This is a genomic window from Blautia parvula (genome assembly GCF_020215665.1).
Taxonomy (GTDB): Bacteria; Bacillota; Clostridia; order Lachnospirales; family Lachnospiraceae; genus Blautia; species Blautia celeris.
Genome location: NZ_CP084061.1, coordinates 6194167 through 6210612, shown reverse-complemented (window position 1 = coordinate 6210612; position 16446 = coordinate 6194167). Strand labels below are relative to the sequence as shown.

Sequence of the window (16446 nt, the reverse complement as noted above, 5' to 3'; positions counted from 1 at the left end):
TCTTATGCAATTGCAGCAAGGGAAAGCCTGTACCACGAAAAACAACGTGTTTATAAGGCTTTTCGCCTATGTTGTTCTTATGAGGTTGCAGCAGAACAGAAAGCGCGGACCACTTATGACAACATTCTGCGTGTCATCAGAGATCCGGATGTTGTGGACCCCATCCGTTTCCTGCGTGAAAGAGAAGTTGTGCATTTCCAGCGTTTCGGTGAAACCCTCCGTTCCGTTCAGGAAGAACTGGATTTCAAAAACTTCTATGCATTCAATCCCAGCTTTGACATGCCTGCCAAATGCAGCTGCGATTCAGGCTGCAGCAAATGACATTCATGCGCCGGGAATTATTGGAAGCCATGCAAAAGGTGATCACCACTGCACCGGAAGCTTACGCCTTTGTTTACGGTGGAAAAAAATATCCTCATATCAAAGGTTTCGTATACTTTTTCCCGCTGTGGGGAGGTACGGTTGTCCTTGCTGATGTTGCCGGACTTCCCACATCGGAAGCTGCCTGCCGGGAAAAAATCTTCGCCTTTCACATTCATGAAGGTTCTTCCTGCGAAGAAAATGCAGAAGGGGATTTCCCACTGACCGGCAGCCATTTAAATCCAAAGGATTGTCCGCACCCGGAACACGCCGGAGATCTGCCTCCGCTCTTTGAAAATGACGGCTATGCCCTTTCCATGTTTTATACCAACCGGTTCGTCCCGGAGGAAATCATTGGCCGGACGGTTGTGATCCACGAAAACCCTGACGACTTCAAAACCCAGCCCTCAGGGGATTCCGGCAGCAAAATAGCGTGCGGGGAAATAAAAAGCAATCTGGAAGATTAAAGCACCGCATTTCATTCCATGAAAATAGGCATCCGCAGATGAACCTTCACCTGCCGATGCCTTTTTCCTGACTTTGAGTATAAAATTAATTTCCGCAGTGATGGCCGCACTCATGGGAATGCTCACCGCAGCTGCCGCTTCCGTGCTCATGCTCATGATGTGCACAGACTGTATCCGGATCATAATTCAGGCTTCCTGCCAGAAATGCCTCCACCTGGGCATCCGCATCTCCGCATGCTCCGGGATAAAGCTGGATCCCTGCCTCTGCCAGCGCATTCCTTGCGCCACCGCCGATACCTCCGCAGATCAGCACCTGAGCACCGCACTGATTCAGAAATCCGGCCAGGGCACCATGTCCGCTGCCATTGGTATCTATCACTTCAGAGGATACGATCTTACCGTCCTCCACCTCATATACCTTGAACTGTTCTGTGTGTCCAAAATGCTGAAATACCTCTCCATTGTCATATGTCACTGCAATCTTCATGTTTGAATCTCCTCTCCTGAATGATTGAACGCACGCATTCTGCCGGTGTTCTCTCTGCCCGCAGATTCTGTAGCTCCCGCCGCTGATTTCCAGAGATGACGCCTCCACCAGAAAACGCGCCAGCTTCTTCCTGGCTTCCGTATAGACCGCCTGGACAGTGGCTCTTCCCACTTCCATCTGCACCGCACACTCTTCCTGGGTATATCCCATATAATCAATCAGCCGAATCGTCTCATACTCCTCGACTGTCATCCGTATCCGATGCGTAGGCTGACCACCCTCACCCGGCACAAAAAAACCGCACCCCGGCAGCCTGCATATCCTCTTTTCCTTACTCGGCCTCGGCATCTCTCCACCTCCCGCAGCCTCTCACTTCTCATGCATTCATTATTAACATATGCTTATTATACTCATGTTATTAGCATATGTCAACTATGTATTCAAAAGTTTTTTCTCCCGGCCCGTCCGCATTTTCAACTCACAAATGATTCGCCCCTTTCAATATTTCATACACATCCCTCTGATGCAGCTCCCTAAACTTCGCCACCGTAAACGTATCCTTCCCCGTTGCCCTCTCAGCCATATCCACCAGTTCTTCTTCCGTCAGCACCCCGGCCTCCAGTTCTCCCAAACAAACCGGCATTCCCAGTTCCCTGAAATATTCCACCGTTTTTCTTATCCCTTCTCTCGCAGCAGCCACATCATCTTCCGCCTGCACACCCCACACCTTTCTTCCATACTGCGCAAACCGCCCCGGCTCCTCCATATACACATACAGTGCCCAGGACTCCCAGACAGCAGACAGGCTGGCTCCGTGTGCCACATCGTATTTTGCGCTGAGCTCATGTCCGATCTTATGGGGTGCAAAATCTTTTTCCGCTCCAAGCCCCGTAATTCCATTATGGGAAAGACTGCTGCACCACATCAGCTCACTCATGGCCTCGTAATCCGTCTGGTCCTTCCACGCCTTTCTCCCGTTTTCAATGACAGTCCGCAACAGCGCCTCCGCAATCTCGTCTGTCATCTGATTTCCCTTTGTATGGGTAAAATACCGGTCCAGGGTATGCATCATAATATCCACGATTCCGCATGTCACCTGATATTTTGGCAGCGTGTAGGTAAGCTCCGGATTCATAATGGCAAATTTCACCCGGTTAAAATCCGTACTCAGTCCCTGCTTCCTTCCAATGGCCTCATTTGTCAGCACCGCGGAATCACTCATCTCACTTCCCGCTGCCGCAATGGTCAGAACCACTCCCACAGGAAGGCTCTTTGTCAGAGGCACTTTCTGTGTCCAGATATCCCAGAGCGCAGTTCCCGGATTCGCCGTCCCGTGTGCGATCCCTTTTGCCGTGTCAATGGAGCTTCCCCCGCCCACAGCCAGAATAAAGTCTGCTCCAAAGGAAACCGCAGCCTCCACACCTGCCTGTGCAAAGGACAGCCGCGGGTTTGGTTTCACCCCGCCCCACTCTTTGAAGGCGATCCCCGCCCTCTCAAGTTCCGCTTCGATCCTGTCAAGCAGCCCGCTTCTTTTCACACTGCCTCCGCCATAGACAAGGAGTACCCTGTTCCCGCCCCATTTTTTTACTTCCTCTGCTGTTTTCTTCTCCGCGTCTTTTCCAAACACTACTTCTGTAGGTGCGTAATAAATAAATTCCTGCATAATTTCTCTCCTTTTCTCCCGTAATTCCTGTTCTTCCATGCGCTTTCCCAGGCGGTACGTGCCTGGGCTGCCCCTCCTTTTTGGGACATTCCTGCGCATTCTGGCCATTAAGTTCAGTATACTTTATTTTTTCACACATTTCCACGAAAAACCCCTAATAATTCAGGAAATCTCTTGTCATTCCCCTGCATAGAATGATAAAATAGATATCAGCTACTAATGAAACCATTTTGACTGAAACGAGGAGGTTTTACACTATGGAATACCGTAAATTTGAAAATCTGGGCGTATCTCCGTCCCTTCTGGGCTTTGGCTGCATGCGCTTTCCGCAGACACCTGACGGAAATATCGACGAGGCGGAAGCTGAGAGAATGCTGGACCGCGCACTTAAGGCCGGAGTCACCTACATAGACACAGCCTATCCATACCACAACGGCGACAGCGAACCCTTTGTAGGAAAAGTCCTGAAAAAATACGACCGCAAAAGCTTCTATCTGGCAACCAAACTGCCCGTATGGAATGTAAAAACCCTGGATGACGCAAAACGTATTTTCCAGGAACAGCTTGACCGTCTGGATGTGGATTATGTGGACTTCTACCTGCTTCACTGCCTGGACAAAGAAAAATGGCAGAATGTCCTGAATCTGGGTATCATCCCTTATATGGAAGAGCTGAAAAAAGAAGGAAAGATCAAGTTTTTCGGCTTCTCCTTCCACGATGATTTTGAAACCTTTAAAACCATAGCCACTTACCGCAAATGGGACTTCTGTCAGATCCAGTACAACTACGTGGACACAGACATACAGGCCGGTGACAAAGGCTACGAGCTGACACAGGAGCTGGGTATCCCTCTGGTGATCATGGAGCCTGTCAAGGGCGGCTCTCTCGCCACTCTGCCGGATTCCGTCACAGAACCATTCAAGGATTACAAACCAAATGCCAGCATTTCCTCCTGGGCGCTTCGCTGGGTGGCAAGCAAACCCAATGTAAAAGTAGTTTTAAGCGGTATGACCACTATGGAACAGGTGGAGGACAACCTGAGCACATTTGAGAACTTTACGCCGCTTTCCCTGCAGGAAAAGGAAATCGTAGCTGATGTTGCCACTGCCATCAAACAGCGCACCAAAAACGGCTGTACCGGATGTGCATACTGTATGCCATGTCCCTTTGGCGTGAACATCCCCCAGAATTTCCGCATCTGGAATGATTTGTCCATGTATGAAAATAAAGAACAGGCCAAACGTGCCTACTTTAATGACCTGGAAGAAGATGCCCGGGCTGACCACTGCCAGAAATGCGGCAAATGTGAGGAAGTCTGTCCCCAGGCCATGTCCATCCGCGACGATCTGGAACGCGTTAAGGAAGCCATGGAGAATCTTTGATTTTTTATACAGTCAATGCACAGACCTGACCGAATAATCACCTCCTGATTTTCATATACTGTAAACGCCGGAAAGAGAAAAGGAGTATTGATAATACTATGAAGGAAAAATTATCTTCCAAAACTTTAAAACATGCCGCGGTCGCAGGGGCAGGTGTCTGTATAGGGGCCTCCTATGTGCTCACCAGTTTTCTGAGGCGTTTTGCCCTCTCCCGCACATTTCCCATGTACCGGACGGAGCGGAAAAATACAGACAAGCCTGATCCGCTGGGCGATTTCCTGCGTCCAGGCAAGGAATGGATCCGGAAAGAAGCTTCCTCAGTCACTCTGATCAACCGGGACGGCATGAAGCTGAACGGGCTGTTTCTCCCCTCCATCCAGGCGGGAAGCACACGCTATGTGATCCTATGCCACGGCTACCGCAACAACTGCTGTGAGCTGGGCATGTATGCCAGACACTTCTGGCACAGAGGATATTCCGTGCTTCTTCCCGATGCCAGAGGACACGGGGACAGCGAAGGCAAATACATCGGTATGGGATGGCAGGAGAGAAAAGATGTGCTGGAGTGGATTGACTTTCTCCGCCAAAAGGACCCCAAGGCCCAGATAGTCCTGATGGGCATTTCCATGGGCGCAGCAACAGTAATGATGACTTCCGGCGAAAATCTTCCGTCCAATGTAAAGGCTGTGATCGAGGACTGCGGATACACCAGTGTCTGGGAAGAATTCAGCGTGCAGATCCACAATTATTTCCACCTGCCGCCCTTCCCCTTTTTGTACCTGTCCTCCCTGGCCTCCAGAATTCGTTACGGTTTTTCCTTCAAGGAAGCCAGTGCCATACGGCAGGTGGCAAAATGCAACCGCCCCATCCTCTTCATTCACGGCTCAAAGGACACCTTTGTTCCCTTCTACATGCTGAACAAGCTGTACCACGCGGCCAAATGCGAAAAGGAAAAGCTGGTTGTGGACGGTGCCGGACATGCGCTGTCCTGTGCCACTGACCCCAAACTGTATTTCCGTACCGTGGACAGATTTCTGGACAAATATATCATATAAAGAAGAGCTGCCGTACAGGATAAATTCCTGCACAGCAGCTCTTCTGTCTTTTTAAAAAATTTCTTCTCAGCAGGCGGTCAGCACTTCTGTAACCGCACACAGCAGCGGTTCCTCCAGCTCCATGGCAAAAAGGGCCGGAACTGCTCTCTCACCCAGCTCCTCCACGGTTTTCAGCACAGCCTCTTTTACATCATAGGCAATCTGCGCACGCTCCAGGATCTCATATACACTTCCTGTCATATCCTTTTCAGCCATCATGAGCCCTTTTATAAACCGGACTTTAATCTCACTTGTCACCGGTACTTCCTCTGCCCTGACCGTAAGGGTTCGTGTATCGGCATCATAGGACTGCACTGCTTCCATGGCCTGTCCGTCTGCCAGCACCTCTGCAGCAGCATTTTCCACGCCTTTAAAGCGCAGTGTCCATGTCCTTCTCTCAGGCAGCACGGAAATATTTCCTTTCGCGGCAGAGATCAGGAAACTCTCCCCGTTTTTCTGTGTCAGCTCTGTGCAGACCCAGTTTTCATCTGCATCCTCCGGTGAATCCCCCTCATCCTCCCAGAGGGAAAAGCTGCCGTCAGCTCCCGGGAAGATACAGATCTCCAGATTCTGCGGATTACTCAGATCATTCATCTGCTCCGGAAGCTCCTGCATGGGCACAATGCCTCCGGCACGGACAAATACCGGCATCTCCTCCACACATCTATAGACAGAGAGCAGACGTCCGCCTTCATATCGGCGCCCGTTAAAGAAATCAAACCAGGTGCCTTTTGGAAGCCATGCCTTCGCGCATCCCATACAGGTGCAGGTATCTGCCGGATCTGTGATAGGTGCTGCGATCAGCTCTGTTCCGAAATAATATTCATTCGGCACATGGTAAGTCTCCTCCCTCTCCGGCTCCAGCCAGTACATAGGCCGCACCAAAGGCTGGCCGTCCCTGCTGGCGTAACGGTTCATGGTGTACAGATACGGCACTAATTTATGGCGCAGGCGAAGAAATTCTTCCATGACGCTCTGCGTGATCTTGTTATATTTCCATGGTTCCTTGCCATTGAAAGGATTATCCGTGCTGTGCAGGCGGTTCAGCGGTGAAAATACACCTAACTGCACCCATCGGGCAGTCATCTCATCATCGCGAACCCCGTGCATATGGCCTCCGATGTCGTGGCTCCACCACCCATATCCTGCATTGCTGGCAGTTGCGGTAAAGTAGGGCTGGAATCTCAGGCTCTCCCAGGAAATAACCGTATCACCGGAAAATCCGATGGGGTATCTGTGGCTTCCGATTCCGGCATATCTGGAAAAGGTGAGACGCCGTTTTCCTCTCCTGGCACTGTCCAGATAATGAAAATGGTTCAGCATCCAAAGCGGATCCAGTCCCGGAATCTTTGTGACGGTTCCCTGCTGCCAGTCCAGCCACCAGAAATCAACGCCCTCGTCCTCCAGAGGATGATGCAGCTCCTCAAAGTACACCTCCAGAAAATGCCTGTCCGTCACATCAAACGGCACCGGCTCCCCGCTTTTTGGATCTATTCCCATACGTTTCGCCACCCGCTCGTAGGCCTCCTCATAGGCACGTACCCCGTCCGCAGGATGTACATTCAGTGTGATCTTCATATTTCTGCTGTGAAGCCAGTCCATAAACTCTTTTGGGTCCGGGAAAAACTCACGGTTCCAGGTATATCCGGTCCAGCCGCTTCCGTATTTCGGATCAATATCCACCAGATGCCAGTCCATATCCACAACGGCCACTGAGAAGGGAATCCGCTCCCGCTCAAAACGCTCCATCAGCTCCTTGTATTCCTGCTCTGTGTATCTGTGATAGCGGCTCCACCAGTTTCCGAACACCCATCGGGGCAGCAGTGGTGTTCTGCCGCAGAGATAGTAGAGGTCCTTTACTGCCTCCTGATACCTGTGGCCATAGCCGAAGAAATAGAGATCAATACTTCCCTCCGGACGCAAGTCCACCCATCCATCCTCTGTAACTGCCATACTGCGGCTGTCATCCACAATGGAAAATCCGTTTCTCGACACCACACCGCTTTCCAGAGGAATAGCCCCGTCCGCCTCGTCCAGAGTGCGTGCTGTTCCTCCCAGATCTTTTACAGGGTCCTTATAATGCCAGTTCGTCTCATTGGATTTTCCGCCTGTCACTTTGATAAAAAGACCGTTTGGGGCAAATTCCTGTTTGTTGTAGGTAAGCTCCAGGGCACTGGTAAAGATTTTCAGTTCCCCCTCTGTCTCTGACACCTTGAATACAGGCACCGGAAAATCCCGGTTGAGAACTGTCTGGGTTGCCCTGTCCTCAAAACTTCCGTCTCTGCTGTATTCCAGACGCAGAAGAGATTCCGTCAGAACTGTGATTCTGTAGTTTTCCCCCTGAATAATGCTTTCTTTTCTGGCCATCGGCCTTGCTTCCAGCTTTTCATTGATTCCGCTCATGTCTGATCCTCTCCTGTAAAATTTTTTTTCTTCCGGAGTTCTCTCTCCGTTTTCCTTTATTGTAATTGTTTTGTATAATACCCGCAAAGGTTTTTTAAGAAAACCTGCTGTTTTTATGCAATATCGTCATTTTTGCCTCTTTATCCTGTCGATATCTTCTAATTGACATTGGTTTCTGATTCTGGTATGATGTAAGCTGCTGATTGTGTATAAGAGGGTGCCGCGATAAGCATTTACTGCGCTTATGCGACACCCCTTTTTCATGCAGCAGCACATTTCAGCGTGACGAACCTTTATATAATGAAGGATTCGGGGCAGTCCCCCGATAGAAAGGATTATTTATTTTATATGGAAACAACGAAATTTGAAGAATTGGATTTATTCCCGGAAATTGAAAAAGCAGTGAGATACATGGGTTTTGAGGAGGCCTCCCCCATTCAGGCCAAAGCGATTCCTGCAATGATAAGCGGCCGTGATATTATCGGCCAGGCACAGACCGGAACAGGAAAAACCGCAGCCTTTGGTATCCCTCTTTTGCAGAAGATAGATATTAAAAACAAGAAACTCCAGGCCATTGTACTCTGTCCCACAAGAGAGCTTGCCATTCAGGTGGCGGATGAGATCCGTAATCTGGCAAAATACCTGCACGGCATCAAAGTGCTCCCCATCTACGGCGGCCAGGACATCGTAAAACAGATCCGTTCCCTGAAAAGCGGAACACAGCTTATCATCGGTACCCCGGGCCGTGTCATGGACCACATGCGCAGAAAAACCCTGAAAATGGAAGATGTGCACACCGTTGTCCTGGACGAGGCGGACGAGATGCTCAACATGGGATTCCGCGAAGACATCGAGACCATTTTAAGCGGAGTTCCGGAAGAACGCCAGACGGTACTCTTCTCCGCCACCATGCCCAAACCCATCCTGGAGATCACCAAGAAGTTCCAGAAGGACGCTGAGGTCATTAAGGTGACGAAAAAAGAACTGACCGTTCCCAATATTGAACAGTTCTACTATGATGTAAAGCCAAAGAACAAGGAGGAAGTGCTCTCCCGTCTTCTGGACCTCTATTCCCCAAGACTCTCCGTAGTGTTCTGCAATACGAAGAAGCAGGTTGACCTCCTGGTCAATGCCCTGATCGGCAGGGGCTACTTCGCTGCCGGCCTGCACGGAGATATGAAACAGGCCCAGCGTGACCGCGTGATGCAGAGCTTCCGAAAAGGAAGAACCGACATTCTGGTTGCCACAGATGTAGCTGCCCGCGGCATTGATGTGGATGACATTGAAGCTGTATTTAATTATGATCTCCCCCAGGACGATGAATACTATGTTCACCGTATCGGACGTACCGGACGTGCAGGAAGAGAAGGCCGTGCCTTTACCTTCGCCAGCGGAAGGGAGCTCTACAAATTAAAAGAGATCCAGCGCTACTGCAAGACAAAAATCTATGCGCAGAAGGTACCTTCCTTAAACGATGTTGCCAACACCAAAATGGAAAACATTCTGGAAAATGTGGACTCTGTCATTGAAAGAGAAAATCTTTCTCTCATGATCGATGCCATTGATGAGAAAGTCAACAACTCTGACTACACAACTCTGGACCTGGCTGCTGCCCTGCTGAAAATGTACATGGGCATGGTGCAGGAGGAGCCGGACGAGGAAGTTGTGGATTTCGGTGACACCGGAGCTGAGGAGCCCGGCATGGTCCGCCTCTTCATCAATATCGGTAAAAAACAGCGTGTCCGTCCCGGAGATATCCTGGGCGCCATTGCAGGGGAAAGCGGAATGCCCGGCAAACTTATCGGTAGCATTGATATGTTTGACAAATACACCTTTGTGGAGGTTCCCAGAGAGTATGCCAAAGATGTGCTGAATGCCATGAAGACCGCCAAGATCAAAGGAAATACCATAGCCATTGAACCTGCAAATCAAAGATAAGAAAAACATCTGCCGTGATTTGCATAACACCCGAAAGGGTGTACAATCATCCGATCGTATGTTAAAATGTCTGTATCCTGATAAAATAAGGGGATACAGACATTATTTTTATGCCGAAATACAGCATTTACATGCTGCCGGCAAAAGGGGGTATACCAATGAAGAAAAAAATTGCAGCACGGATGCTCTCGGCCATCCTGGTTTCCGCCATGCTTTTTTCAGTAAGCGGCTGCGGCAGCCGTCAGGCAGAAGAAGCATCCAAGAAGACGGAGGCGGCCGCAGAGACGAAAAAGGATTCTCCTTCTGACAAAGATACGAAGGAAGAGAATACGGAAGCTCCGAAAAGCACCGTAAAAATACTGGACGGAAAGGGCATTACACTGAATAACGGGGAGAACAATGCCGGTACGCCGCAGTCATACGGGGAACCTTCCCAGGAGACAGAAGTCCCTGCAGAGTCAGCGGAGACAGAAGTTCCGGGCAGCACCCAGACCGGCCCTCAGGAGATTCCGGACCCTTTGGCAGGCACGGAAGAACGCCGTGATCTGACTGCAGAGGAACTGGACGCTTTCTCCGCCTTTGTCAGTGACATGGAGAATTACGGTTTTCTGTGCTCTACCTACAGCGTTCCTCAGGAGGTTGACCTGGATCAGGTTTTATACACCGGCGCAGGTATGAGTTCTGAACCGCTTACCTTTGAGGAAAGCGCCGCACTGCAGGCAGCGGAGGGGGAACCGGTCTTTACAGATGTGACACATCTGACCTCACAGCAGATCGAGGACTTTCTTCAGCGCAAGATGGGAATCAGCCTGAGCGAAGTCAGCCGCTTTAGCTGGACTTATCTGGAACAGTTTGACAGTTATTATGTCCAGCACGGAGACACCAACCGTGTGACCTTTCTCTGCACCAGCGGATGGACAGAGGACGGCATGTACTATCTTGACTGCCAGACTGAGAGCGGCGACATTCACACTGCGCTGACGCTGGAGAGAAGCGGTGACACGTATCTGTTCCGTTCCAATATCTTGCAGTAAAAAACTGCCGTACCGGCTGCCGGGAAATATTCTTCCCGTCCGCCGATGCGGCAGTTTTTACTTTTCAATACAATCTAGTCTACCACTTCTACGCTCTCTATGACCGGCTGGTCCTCCGGCGCCACACTTCCGTTACTGTCCGTTGTTTTCACCTCATCACAGATTTTGTCCACAACATCCATGCCTTCTGTCACATGACCGAAAGCGGCATATTCCTTGTCCAGATGTGAGGATGTCTCCTGTACAATAAAAAACTGGGAACTGGCGCTGTCCATATCGCTGGAACGTGCCATGGAGATGGTTCCTCTCGTATGCTTCAGAGGATTGTTGACTCCGTTTTTGGAAAACTCACCTTTGATGGTCTGATCCGCACCGCCGGTGCCGTCTCCCTTCGGGTCACCGCCCTGGATCATGAATCCCTTGATGATCCTGTGAAAAGTCAGGCCATCGTAGAAACCCTCCCCGGCCAGATCCATAAAATTTTCCACGGTCACAGGCGCCGCCGAGCTGTCCAGCTCCACAGAGATGGTGCCGTAATCCTTTATATGGATCTTCACATGATGCAGGTCTTCAGGTGATGCCTGGCTGACCGGCTCCTCCTGCTGTCCGCCGCATCCTGTCAGCAGAACAGACAGTGCCAGAGTCACTGCCGCAAGTAAACAGTTCCATTTTTTCATATCTCATGCCCTTCCTGTTTTGACCGGAATATCACGTTCTCCGGCCATATTGTCTTATATTATGGTCTATATTTTGGCCGCAAAATGCATCTGCGGACAACAACGCCAGTATACCATATTTTTCGTCCCCGGAAAAGACTGAGCTTCTTATTTTTATTTCAGACCTATATAAATATAAATGACTGCGTTCTCCACATCCTGATTCCGGTATTCTTCAAAATCTGCGCCGAATACCCTGTCCAGATCCATTTTCCACAGCTCCTGCCAGAATGCCGCCACTGCACGCTGCATATGGCCTTTTACTGTAAATCTGGCATATCTGCCCGCAGGAATCCGCAGGCTCACCATACCTTCCGGTGCCTCCCCTTCAGCATCTGTCTCGCACCCCGCGGTAAAATCATAATCCTCCAGAATCCCTCCGGCATATCCGGAATAAATCCCCAGCGGCATTCCGCTGCACTTATCCGGTATCGTATCGTGGATTCCCTGCACAAAAAATCTATCCCAGAGTCCGCCGATCACGGCTCCCACATCAGGTGCCTGGTTATTCGTACGTGCTCTCAGGCCAAAAACCTTTTTCTCTTCCAATTCCACAATTTCATATTCCATTTATAACAGCCTCATCTCTTCTGATTTTCCGGCCCGGACAGAACCCGCAGGAACCGCCGGATACGGGATAAGGCTACTATAACAGATGAACCATGACAACTGTCTGTCATCATTGCCGGGATTATTCCGTTTCTTTTTGATAACGTCTCTGCATTCTGCCGAACATGTCCGCCAGTTCCTTCCGCAGCTCTTCCGGTTCCAGAAGCTCTATCTGTTCCCCAAAACTTAAAAGCCATCCATAAAGACTGTTCCTGTCCACAAAATCTGATTCAAACAGCAGGAATCCATCCTCCTGTTCTGTAAAACACTCCACCCCGTACTCTTCAATGAGACGCCATTTCATACCGGATGCACACCGTACCTTCACATGGATGGAAGCGGGATAGATACGCCTGGGGGACCAGTCACAGTCAGGGAGCTGCCTTTTTTCAAACTTCCCGCCTGTATCCCGAAGACTGTCCATACGGTTTAATTTGAACATCCGGTAATCGTTTCTCTGCCTGCAGTATCCCCACACATACCAGGAAGACCACTGAAAAATCAGAAGATACGGCTCAATCTCCCGCTCCCCCTCTCCCCTTGGGGAATAATACCGGAAGCTTATGAGGCGGCAGGCTTCAATGGCATTTTGTATCCGTTCTATCTTTGGCGCAAGGGCGGATTTATACCAGGAGGACAGATCAATTCTGATATGGTCATTGCTGGTGAGCACGTCCCGGCTTCCCACGGACAGCTTCTCCATTAGAAGCTGATACCGGTTAGTTCCCGCCACACTGTCCAGGCTCCTGAGCCCTGCCAGAATGGACTGCATGTCCCCGGAAGTCAGAAGCGTCTTATCCAGCCGGTATCCCTCCATAATGGAAATGCCGCCGTTCTGCCCCTGGATCGTGACCAGCGGAATCCCCGCCTTGCAGATATCCTCCACATCCCGGTTAATGGTCCGTCTGGAAACCTCAAATTTTTCTGCCAAATAAGGGGCTGTAACCTTATCCTGCTGCAGCAATATAGAGAGTATGCCGATCAGCCTGTCTATTTTCATCTCTTTACCTCATATTTACTTACTATTTCCACAGAATATCCGCTTTTTTCCTGGGCGCGGTGCGTCTGTATTTCACATCCGGATATCCCAGCAGCATACAGCAGGAAACCATCTTTTCCCCGATTCCCAGCCACTCCCGCAGAACAGGGCTTTCCTTAATAACACGCATCATATAGCCGCTGTAGAGCACTCCCAGGCCCTGTGTAACGGCCATATTCTCGATATTGGCAGCTGCAAGGCCTCCATCCAGAGGATTTTCCGAAGCAATGACCAGAAATACAGGTGTATTGAAAAAGAATGTATCCTTCTCCCTGTCCCGCTCCCATAATTTATAGAATAAGGAAAATGCCCGGGCATAATCCGGCCCTGTCTCTTTTAAGGACCGGATGATCCCCGGCATTTCCTGCCAGACAAGGCTTTTAAACTCTGCCAGCCGCTCTCGGACCACCACGAAAGTACAGTCCTGCATATTTTTGGCTGTGGCTGTATAGCGGCCCGCCTCCAGGATCTTTCCTATGGTTTCTCTGTCCGGAATCTCCTTCTTAAAACTGCGGATGCTTCTGCGGTACTTTACAGCTCTTAAAAAATGTTCACCGGAAACGGAAAACTCACCCTCCCGATACTCCTCCACATCTTCCATATCAAATTCCGGGATGGACACCGCATTGACCGGACAGACCGCAACGCAGTGGCCGCACTGGATGCACGGACGAATGGCCGCAGCTATTCCCTCATCCAGATGAATGGCACTGCCCGGGCAGTCCTTCACACATGCCCCGCATCCCACACAAGTTTCCTGATTGATCACTATCATGGCAAAATCCTCCTTTGCTGGCTATTGAAATCATATTCTGTTATAATAGATGGAAATAGAAACGGAGGGATTTATATGGAACTTATTCTGCTTTATTTGAAGTATCCGCTCCGCATGCTGGGCGCCATTCTCTGTGGTGCCCTCATCGGATACGAGCGGGAAAATCAAATGAAAATGGCCGGCATCCGCACACATTCCATTGTGTCCCTTGCCTCCGCACTCATGATGATCGTATCAAAATACGGATTTTTCGATGTCCTGTCCTCCCACGTAAACCTGGACCCATCCCGTATCGCCGCGGGTGTGGTCACTGCTATCGGTTTTCTGGGCGCAGGGGTCATCTTCACCCACAAGATGAATATCAGCGGCCTGACCACCTCAGCAGGGCTGTGGGCAACGGTCGGCGTGGGCATGGCACTGGGCGCAGGTATGTATGTTCCCGGCATCACTGCCACTGTCCTGATACTGCTTCTGCAGTTTTTCTTCCACCGAAATTTCCGCTGGCTGAAATCCTCCAGCATTGAGCAGGTGACCCTTATCATGGAGCAGGAGGATGATCTGCGCAGCATCCTGGAGAATACCTTTCACCTGGATGAGATCAAGATCACCAGCATGAAGGTAAAACGCCTGAAAGACAATCAGGTGGAAGTGAAGCTTTTCGTAAAGTTCCCGGACAGCTATGATATCTTCCATACCCTGGAGCTTCTCAGGAAAAATCCCAAAATCACTTCCATCGATCTATAGCTGTTATCTGACAGCAGGCTATGTATAAGGCCTGCTGCCTTTCTATGCCGCGGCATTTAAATCGTGATAAAACATGTACTGCTGCAGGATTCCCGCATATCCCTTATACCTTTCATGGGGAAATCCTCCCGGATAATGAGCCTCCAGAATCTTTTTCACATGAGTATCCACCGGAAATGCCTCTATATGGTAAAGTCCGAAAAGGCAGATACAGTCTGCCACCTTTTTTCCGATCCCATACTGTTTTACCAGCTCTTTGTGGGCAGTCTCATAATCTGCCAAACGCAGCATTTCCAGGTCCAGACTGCCGTCCAGGACAGCCTGCGCTGCACCTAAAATGTACTTATCCCTATATCCCAGTCCCAAGGTGGAAAGGACTTCCATACCTGCATGCGCGATCGCTTCCGGTTCCGGAAATGTATCATACCGCAGCCCTTCCTCTGTATACTGTTCTGTTCCTACGGTACTGCACAGCAGTTCAATGCTTTTTCTGATGCGGGAGATATTGTTGTTCTGGGATACTAAAAAGGTCACTATCATTTCCCATAGATCCTGACGCAGGATCCGTATACCCCATCCTTCCCGCACCGCTTCCAGAAGATAGGTATCCTCCGCATCTACCGATCTTTTGATCGCGCCGTAATCTGTATGCAGGTCCAGATAATCCTCCCAGATTTCTCCAAACGCTTCCTCTGTGCAGGAAAAAGAAAACATGTCCCCATTCTGTTCTATTTCCAGATACTTTCCAAAAGCGGTAAGGGCATACACATTTTCCCTTTTCTGGACCATTCGGAAGCACTGCCCGGACTCTGCGATCTGCCGCAGATCCAAATCTGCTATTTTTCTCTCTGTCATTCCCTGTCCGTTTCCTCCCCCAGTCTCTCTCCCATTTTCACAATGGTCTCATAACCGTTCTCTGTATTTTCCAAAAAACGCCGGTCAAACTTCACCGCATCCTTCTGAAAGAGCAGGATCACAGTGGAACCGCCGAACTCAAAGCGTCCCTTTTCCTCTCCCCTTCTCACGCTGCCCTCCTCATGATAATTGGTGATACGCCCCACCATGAGTGCACCTACTTCCATCATGAGCACCACCTTAAAATGCTCACTCTGCAGCAGAGAGAATTCTCTTGTATTTTCCTTATAGATGGGACAGACCTCATTTGCCGCCGGATTCACCGTATGAAATACACCCGGTATCCTGATATTGACGGATTTGACGCCGTCATCCACATAGCAGTAGCGGTGATAGTCATCTACGGTCAGACGGAAAATGCACGCGTATCCTCCCCGGTATCTCCCGGCAATACGTCCGGAACGCAGCAGGGAATCCACGGTATACTCTGTCCCTTTAATAGAAAAGCGTCTTTTCCCGTCAATGGGATAGACGCTCAGCTTTCCATCACAGGGACTGATCAAAGTGCCTGCATCCCCCTCTATGGGCCGGTGTTCCTTCTTGATCTGTCTTGTAAAAAAATCATTGTAGGAGGCATATTCCCGCCCCTCATACAAGTCAAGGTCGATGCCCTGCCGTTTCACAAAGGGTTTGATGAGCACTCTGGAACACCTGCTGTCCAGAAGCCATCCACCTGCTTTGGAAACTCCGGGCAAAACCAGGACCTTTAAAGCCAGACGTCCTGCCCTGTGGGTATACATCCACCGAAGGAGTCTGTCCTGCCCGGAATCCTCTGTTGTGATCTTTCCTTCTCTGTCTATGTATTTCATCCCGTTATCCT

The 16446-nt window shown here is 50.1% G+C and carries 15 protein-coding genes and 1 pseudogene; 7 read left to right on the top strand and 9 right to left on the bottom strand.

Features of this window, described 5'->3' with window-relative positions; all coding sequences use genetic code 11:
• Positions 1-81: 81 nt before the first annotated feature.
• Both LC508_RS28675 and LC508_RS27940 read left to right on the top strand, forming a co-directional pair.
• A pseudogene (locus tag LC508_RS28675) lies at positions 82-321 on the top strand (manganese catalase family protein); the annotation flags it as partial.
• Positions 318-827, top strand: a complete 510-nt coding sequence (locus LC508_RS27940) for a superoxide dismutase family protein (protein ID WP_103732449.1) — start codon at positions 318-320, stop codon at positions 825-827. The pseudogene LC508_RS28675 and the gene LC508_RS27940, both read left to right, overlap by 4 nt.
• Before the next feature lie 85 nt (positions 828-912).
• On the opposite strand, the gene LC508_RS27935 is transcribed toward LC508_RS27940, so the two are convergent.
• Both LC508_RS27935 and LC508_RS27930 read right to left on the bottom strand, forming a co-directional pair.
• Positions 913-1662, bottom strand: coding sequence for a NifB/NifX family molybdenum-iron cluster-binding protein (locus tag LC508_RS27935; protein ID WP_033139328.1), 750 nt, complete (start codon positions 1660-1662; stop codon positions 913-915).
• 130 nt (positions 1663-1792) lie between these two features.
• Complete coding sequence (locus tag LC508_RS27930) at positions 1793-2977, bottom strand: iron-containing alcohol dehydrogenase (RefSeq protein WP_033139335.1); 1185 nt, start codon at positions 2975-2977, stop codon at positions 1793-1795.
• 257 nt (positions 2978-3234) lie between these two features.
• Here LC508_RS27930 and LC508_RS27925 point away from each other — a divergent pair, with 257 nt between their 5' ends.
• Both LC508_RS27925 and LC508_RS27920 read left to right on the top strand, forming a co-directional pair.
• Entirely contained in the window at positions 3235-4359 is a 1125-nt protein-coding gene (locus LC508_RS27925) for an aldo/keto reductase (protein WP_033139327.1), read from the top strand.
• 98 nt (positions 4360-4457) lie between these two features.
• Positions 4458-5414 (top strand): alpha/beta hydrolase, encoded by a 957-nt coding sequence (locus tag LC508_RS27920; protein ID WP_033139326.1) that lies wholly within the window; start codon positions 4458-4460, stop codon positions 5412-5414.
• A gap of 66 nt (positions 5415-5480) precedes the next feature.
• Here LC508_RS27920 and LC508_RS27915 read toward each other — a convergent pair whose 3' ends face one another.
• Positions 5481-7856: a glycoside hydrolase family 31 protein gene (locus tag LC508_RS27915; RefSeq protein ID WP_103731944.1), complete on the bottom strand. Its 2376-nt coding sequence runs from the start codon at positions 7854-7856 to the stop codon at positions 5481-5483.
• A gap of 348 nt (positions 7857-8204) precedes the next feature.
• On the opposite strand from LC508_RS27915, the gene LC508_RS27910 reads away from it, so the two are divergent.
• Together LC508_RS27910 and LC508_RS27905 are read left to right on the top strand one after the other, a co-directional pair.
• Positions 8205-9794 carry a DEAD/DEAH box helicase gene (locus LC508_RS27910; protein WP_033139333.1) on the top strand — a complete coding sequence of 530 codons (1590 nt, stop codon included), beginning with the start codon at positions 8205-8207 and terminating at the stop codon, positions 9792-9794.
• A 158-nt stretch (positions 9795-9952) separates the two neighbouring features.
• Complete coding sequence (locus LC508_RS27905) at positions 9953-10828, top strand: hypothetical protein (RefSeq protein ID WP_146051694.1); 876 nt, start codon at positions 9953-9955, stop codon at positions 10826-10828.
• A gap of 74 nt (positions 10829-10902) precedes the next feature.
• Here the strand turns inward: LC508_RS27905 and LC508_RS27900 are convergent, their stop codons facing one another.
• The 4 genes from LC508_RS27900 to LC508_RS27885 form a co-directional block, all read right to left on the bottom strand.
• Positions 10903-11505, bottom strand: coding sequence for a peptidylprolyl isomerase (locus LC508_RS27900; protein WP_103731941.1), 603 nt, complete (start codon positions 11503-11505; stop codon positions 10903-10905).
• A 153-nt stretch (positions 11506-11658) separates the two neighbouring features.
• Positions 11659-12114 carry a GyrI-like domain-containing protein gene (locus LC508_RS27895; RefSeq protein WP_054353009.1) on the bottom strand — a complete coding sequence of 152 codons (456 nt, stop codon included), beginning with the start codon at positions 12112-12114 and terminating at the stop codon, positions 11659-11661.
• A 121-nt stretch (positions 12115-12235) separates the two neighbouring features.
• Positions 12236-13153 (bottom strand): helix-turn-helix transcriptional regulator, encoded by a 918-nt coding sequence (locus tag LC508_RS27890; protein ID WP_054353008.1) that lies wholly within the window; start codon positions 13151-13153, stop codon positions 12236-12238.
• A gap of 22 nt (positions 13154-13175) precedes the next feature.
• Positions 13176-13967, bottom strand: coding sequence for a nitroreductase family protein (locus LC508_RS27885; protein ID WP_103731942.1), 792 nt, complete (start codon positions 13965-13967; stop codon positions 13176-13178).
• Positions 13968-14042: 75 nt separating this feature from the next.
• On the opposite strand from LC508_RS27885, the gene LC508_RS27880 reads away from it, so the two are divergent.
• Complete coding sequence (locus tag LC508_RS27880) at positions 14043-14711, top strand: MgtC/SapB family protein (RefSeq protein WP_033139320.1); 669 nt, start codon at positions 14043-14045, stop codon at positions 14709-14711.
• 42 nt (positions 14712-14753) lie between these two features.
• On the opposite strand, the gene LC508_RS27875 is transcribed toward LC508_RS27880, so the two are convergent.
• Entirely contained in the window at positions 14754-15566 is an 813-nt protein-coding gene (locus LC508_RS27875; RefSeq protein ID WP_054353006.1) for a DNA-3-methyladenine glycosylase family protein, read from the bottom strand.
• On the bottom strand, positions 15563-16435 hold the full coding sequence (locus LC508_RS27870) for a phosphatidylserine decarboxylase (RefSeq protein ID WP_033139318.1): 873 nt from the start codon (positions 16433-16435) through the stop codon (positions 15563-15565). Before LC508_RS27870 ends, LC508_RS27875 begins: the two co-directional genes overlap by 4 nt.
• Positions 16436-16446 lie beyond the last annotated feature (11 nt).

Excerpts from the sequence above, each read along its gene's own strand:
- LC508_RS27940 (WP_103732449.1), top strand. The coding sequence starts at position 318 with ATGACATTCATGCGCCGGGAATTATTGGAAGCCATGCAAAAGGTGATC.
- LC508_RS27935 (WP_033139328.1), bottom strand. The coding sequence starts at position 1,662 with ATGCCGAGGCCGAGTAAGGAAAAGAGGATATGCAGGCTGCCGGGGTGC.
- LC508_RS27930 (WP_033139335.1), bottom strand. The coding sequence starts at position 2,977 with ATGCAGGAATTTATTTATTACGCACCTACAGAAGTAGTGTTTGGAAAA.
- LC508_RS27925 (WP_033139327.1), top strand. The coding sequence starts at position 3,235 with ATGGAATACCGTAAATTTGAAAATCTGGGCGTATCTCCGTCCCTTCTG.
- LC508_RS27920 (WP_033139326.1), top strand. The coding sequence starts at position 4,458 with ATGAAGGAAAAATTATCTTCCAAAACTTTAAAACATGCCGCGGTCGCA.
- LC508_RS27915 (WP_103731944.1), bottom strand. The coding sequence starts at position 7,856 with ATGAGCGGAATCAATGAAAAGCTGGAAGCAAGGCCGATGGCCAGAAAA.
- LC508_RS27910 (WP_033139333.1), top strand. The coding sequence starts at position 8,205 with ATGGAAACAACGAAATTTGAAGAATTGGATTTATTCCCGGAAATTGAA.
- LC508_RS27905 (WP_146051694.1), top strand. The coding sequence starts at position 9,953 with ATGAAGAAAAAAATTGCAGCACGGATGCTCTCGGCCATCCTGGTTTCC.
- LC508_RS27900 (WP_103731941.1), bottom strand. The coding sequence starts at position 11,505 with ATGAAAAAATGGAACTGTTTACTTGCGGCAGTGACTCTGGCACTGTCT.
- LC508_RS27895 (WP_054353009.1), bottom strand. The coding sequence starts at position 12,114 with ATGGAATATGAAATTGTGGAATTGGAAGAGAAAAAGGTTTTTGGCCTG.
- LC508_RS27890 (WP_054353008.1), bottom strand. The coding sequence starts at position 13,153 with ATGAAAATAGACAGGCTGATCGGCATACTCTCTATATTGCTGCAGCAG.
- LC508_RS27885 (WP_103731942.1), bottom strand. The coding sequence starts at position 13,967 with ATGATAGTGATCAATCAGGAAACTTGTGTGGGATGCGGGGCATGTGTG.
- LC508_RS27880 (WP_033139320.1), top strand. The coding sequence starts at position 14,043 with ATGGAACTTATTCTGCTTTATTTGAAGTATCCGCTCCGCATGCTGGGC.
- LC508_RS27875 (WP_054353006.1), bottom strand. The coding sequence starts at position 15,566 with ATGACAGAGAGAAAAATAGCAGATTTGGATCTGCGGCAGATCGCAGAG.
- LC508_RS27870 (WP_033139318.1), bottom strand. The coding sequence starts at position 16,435 with ATGAAATACATAGACAGAGAAGGAAAGATCACAACAGAGGATTCCGGG.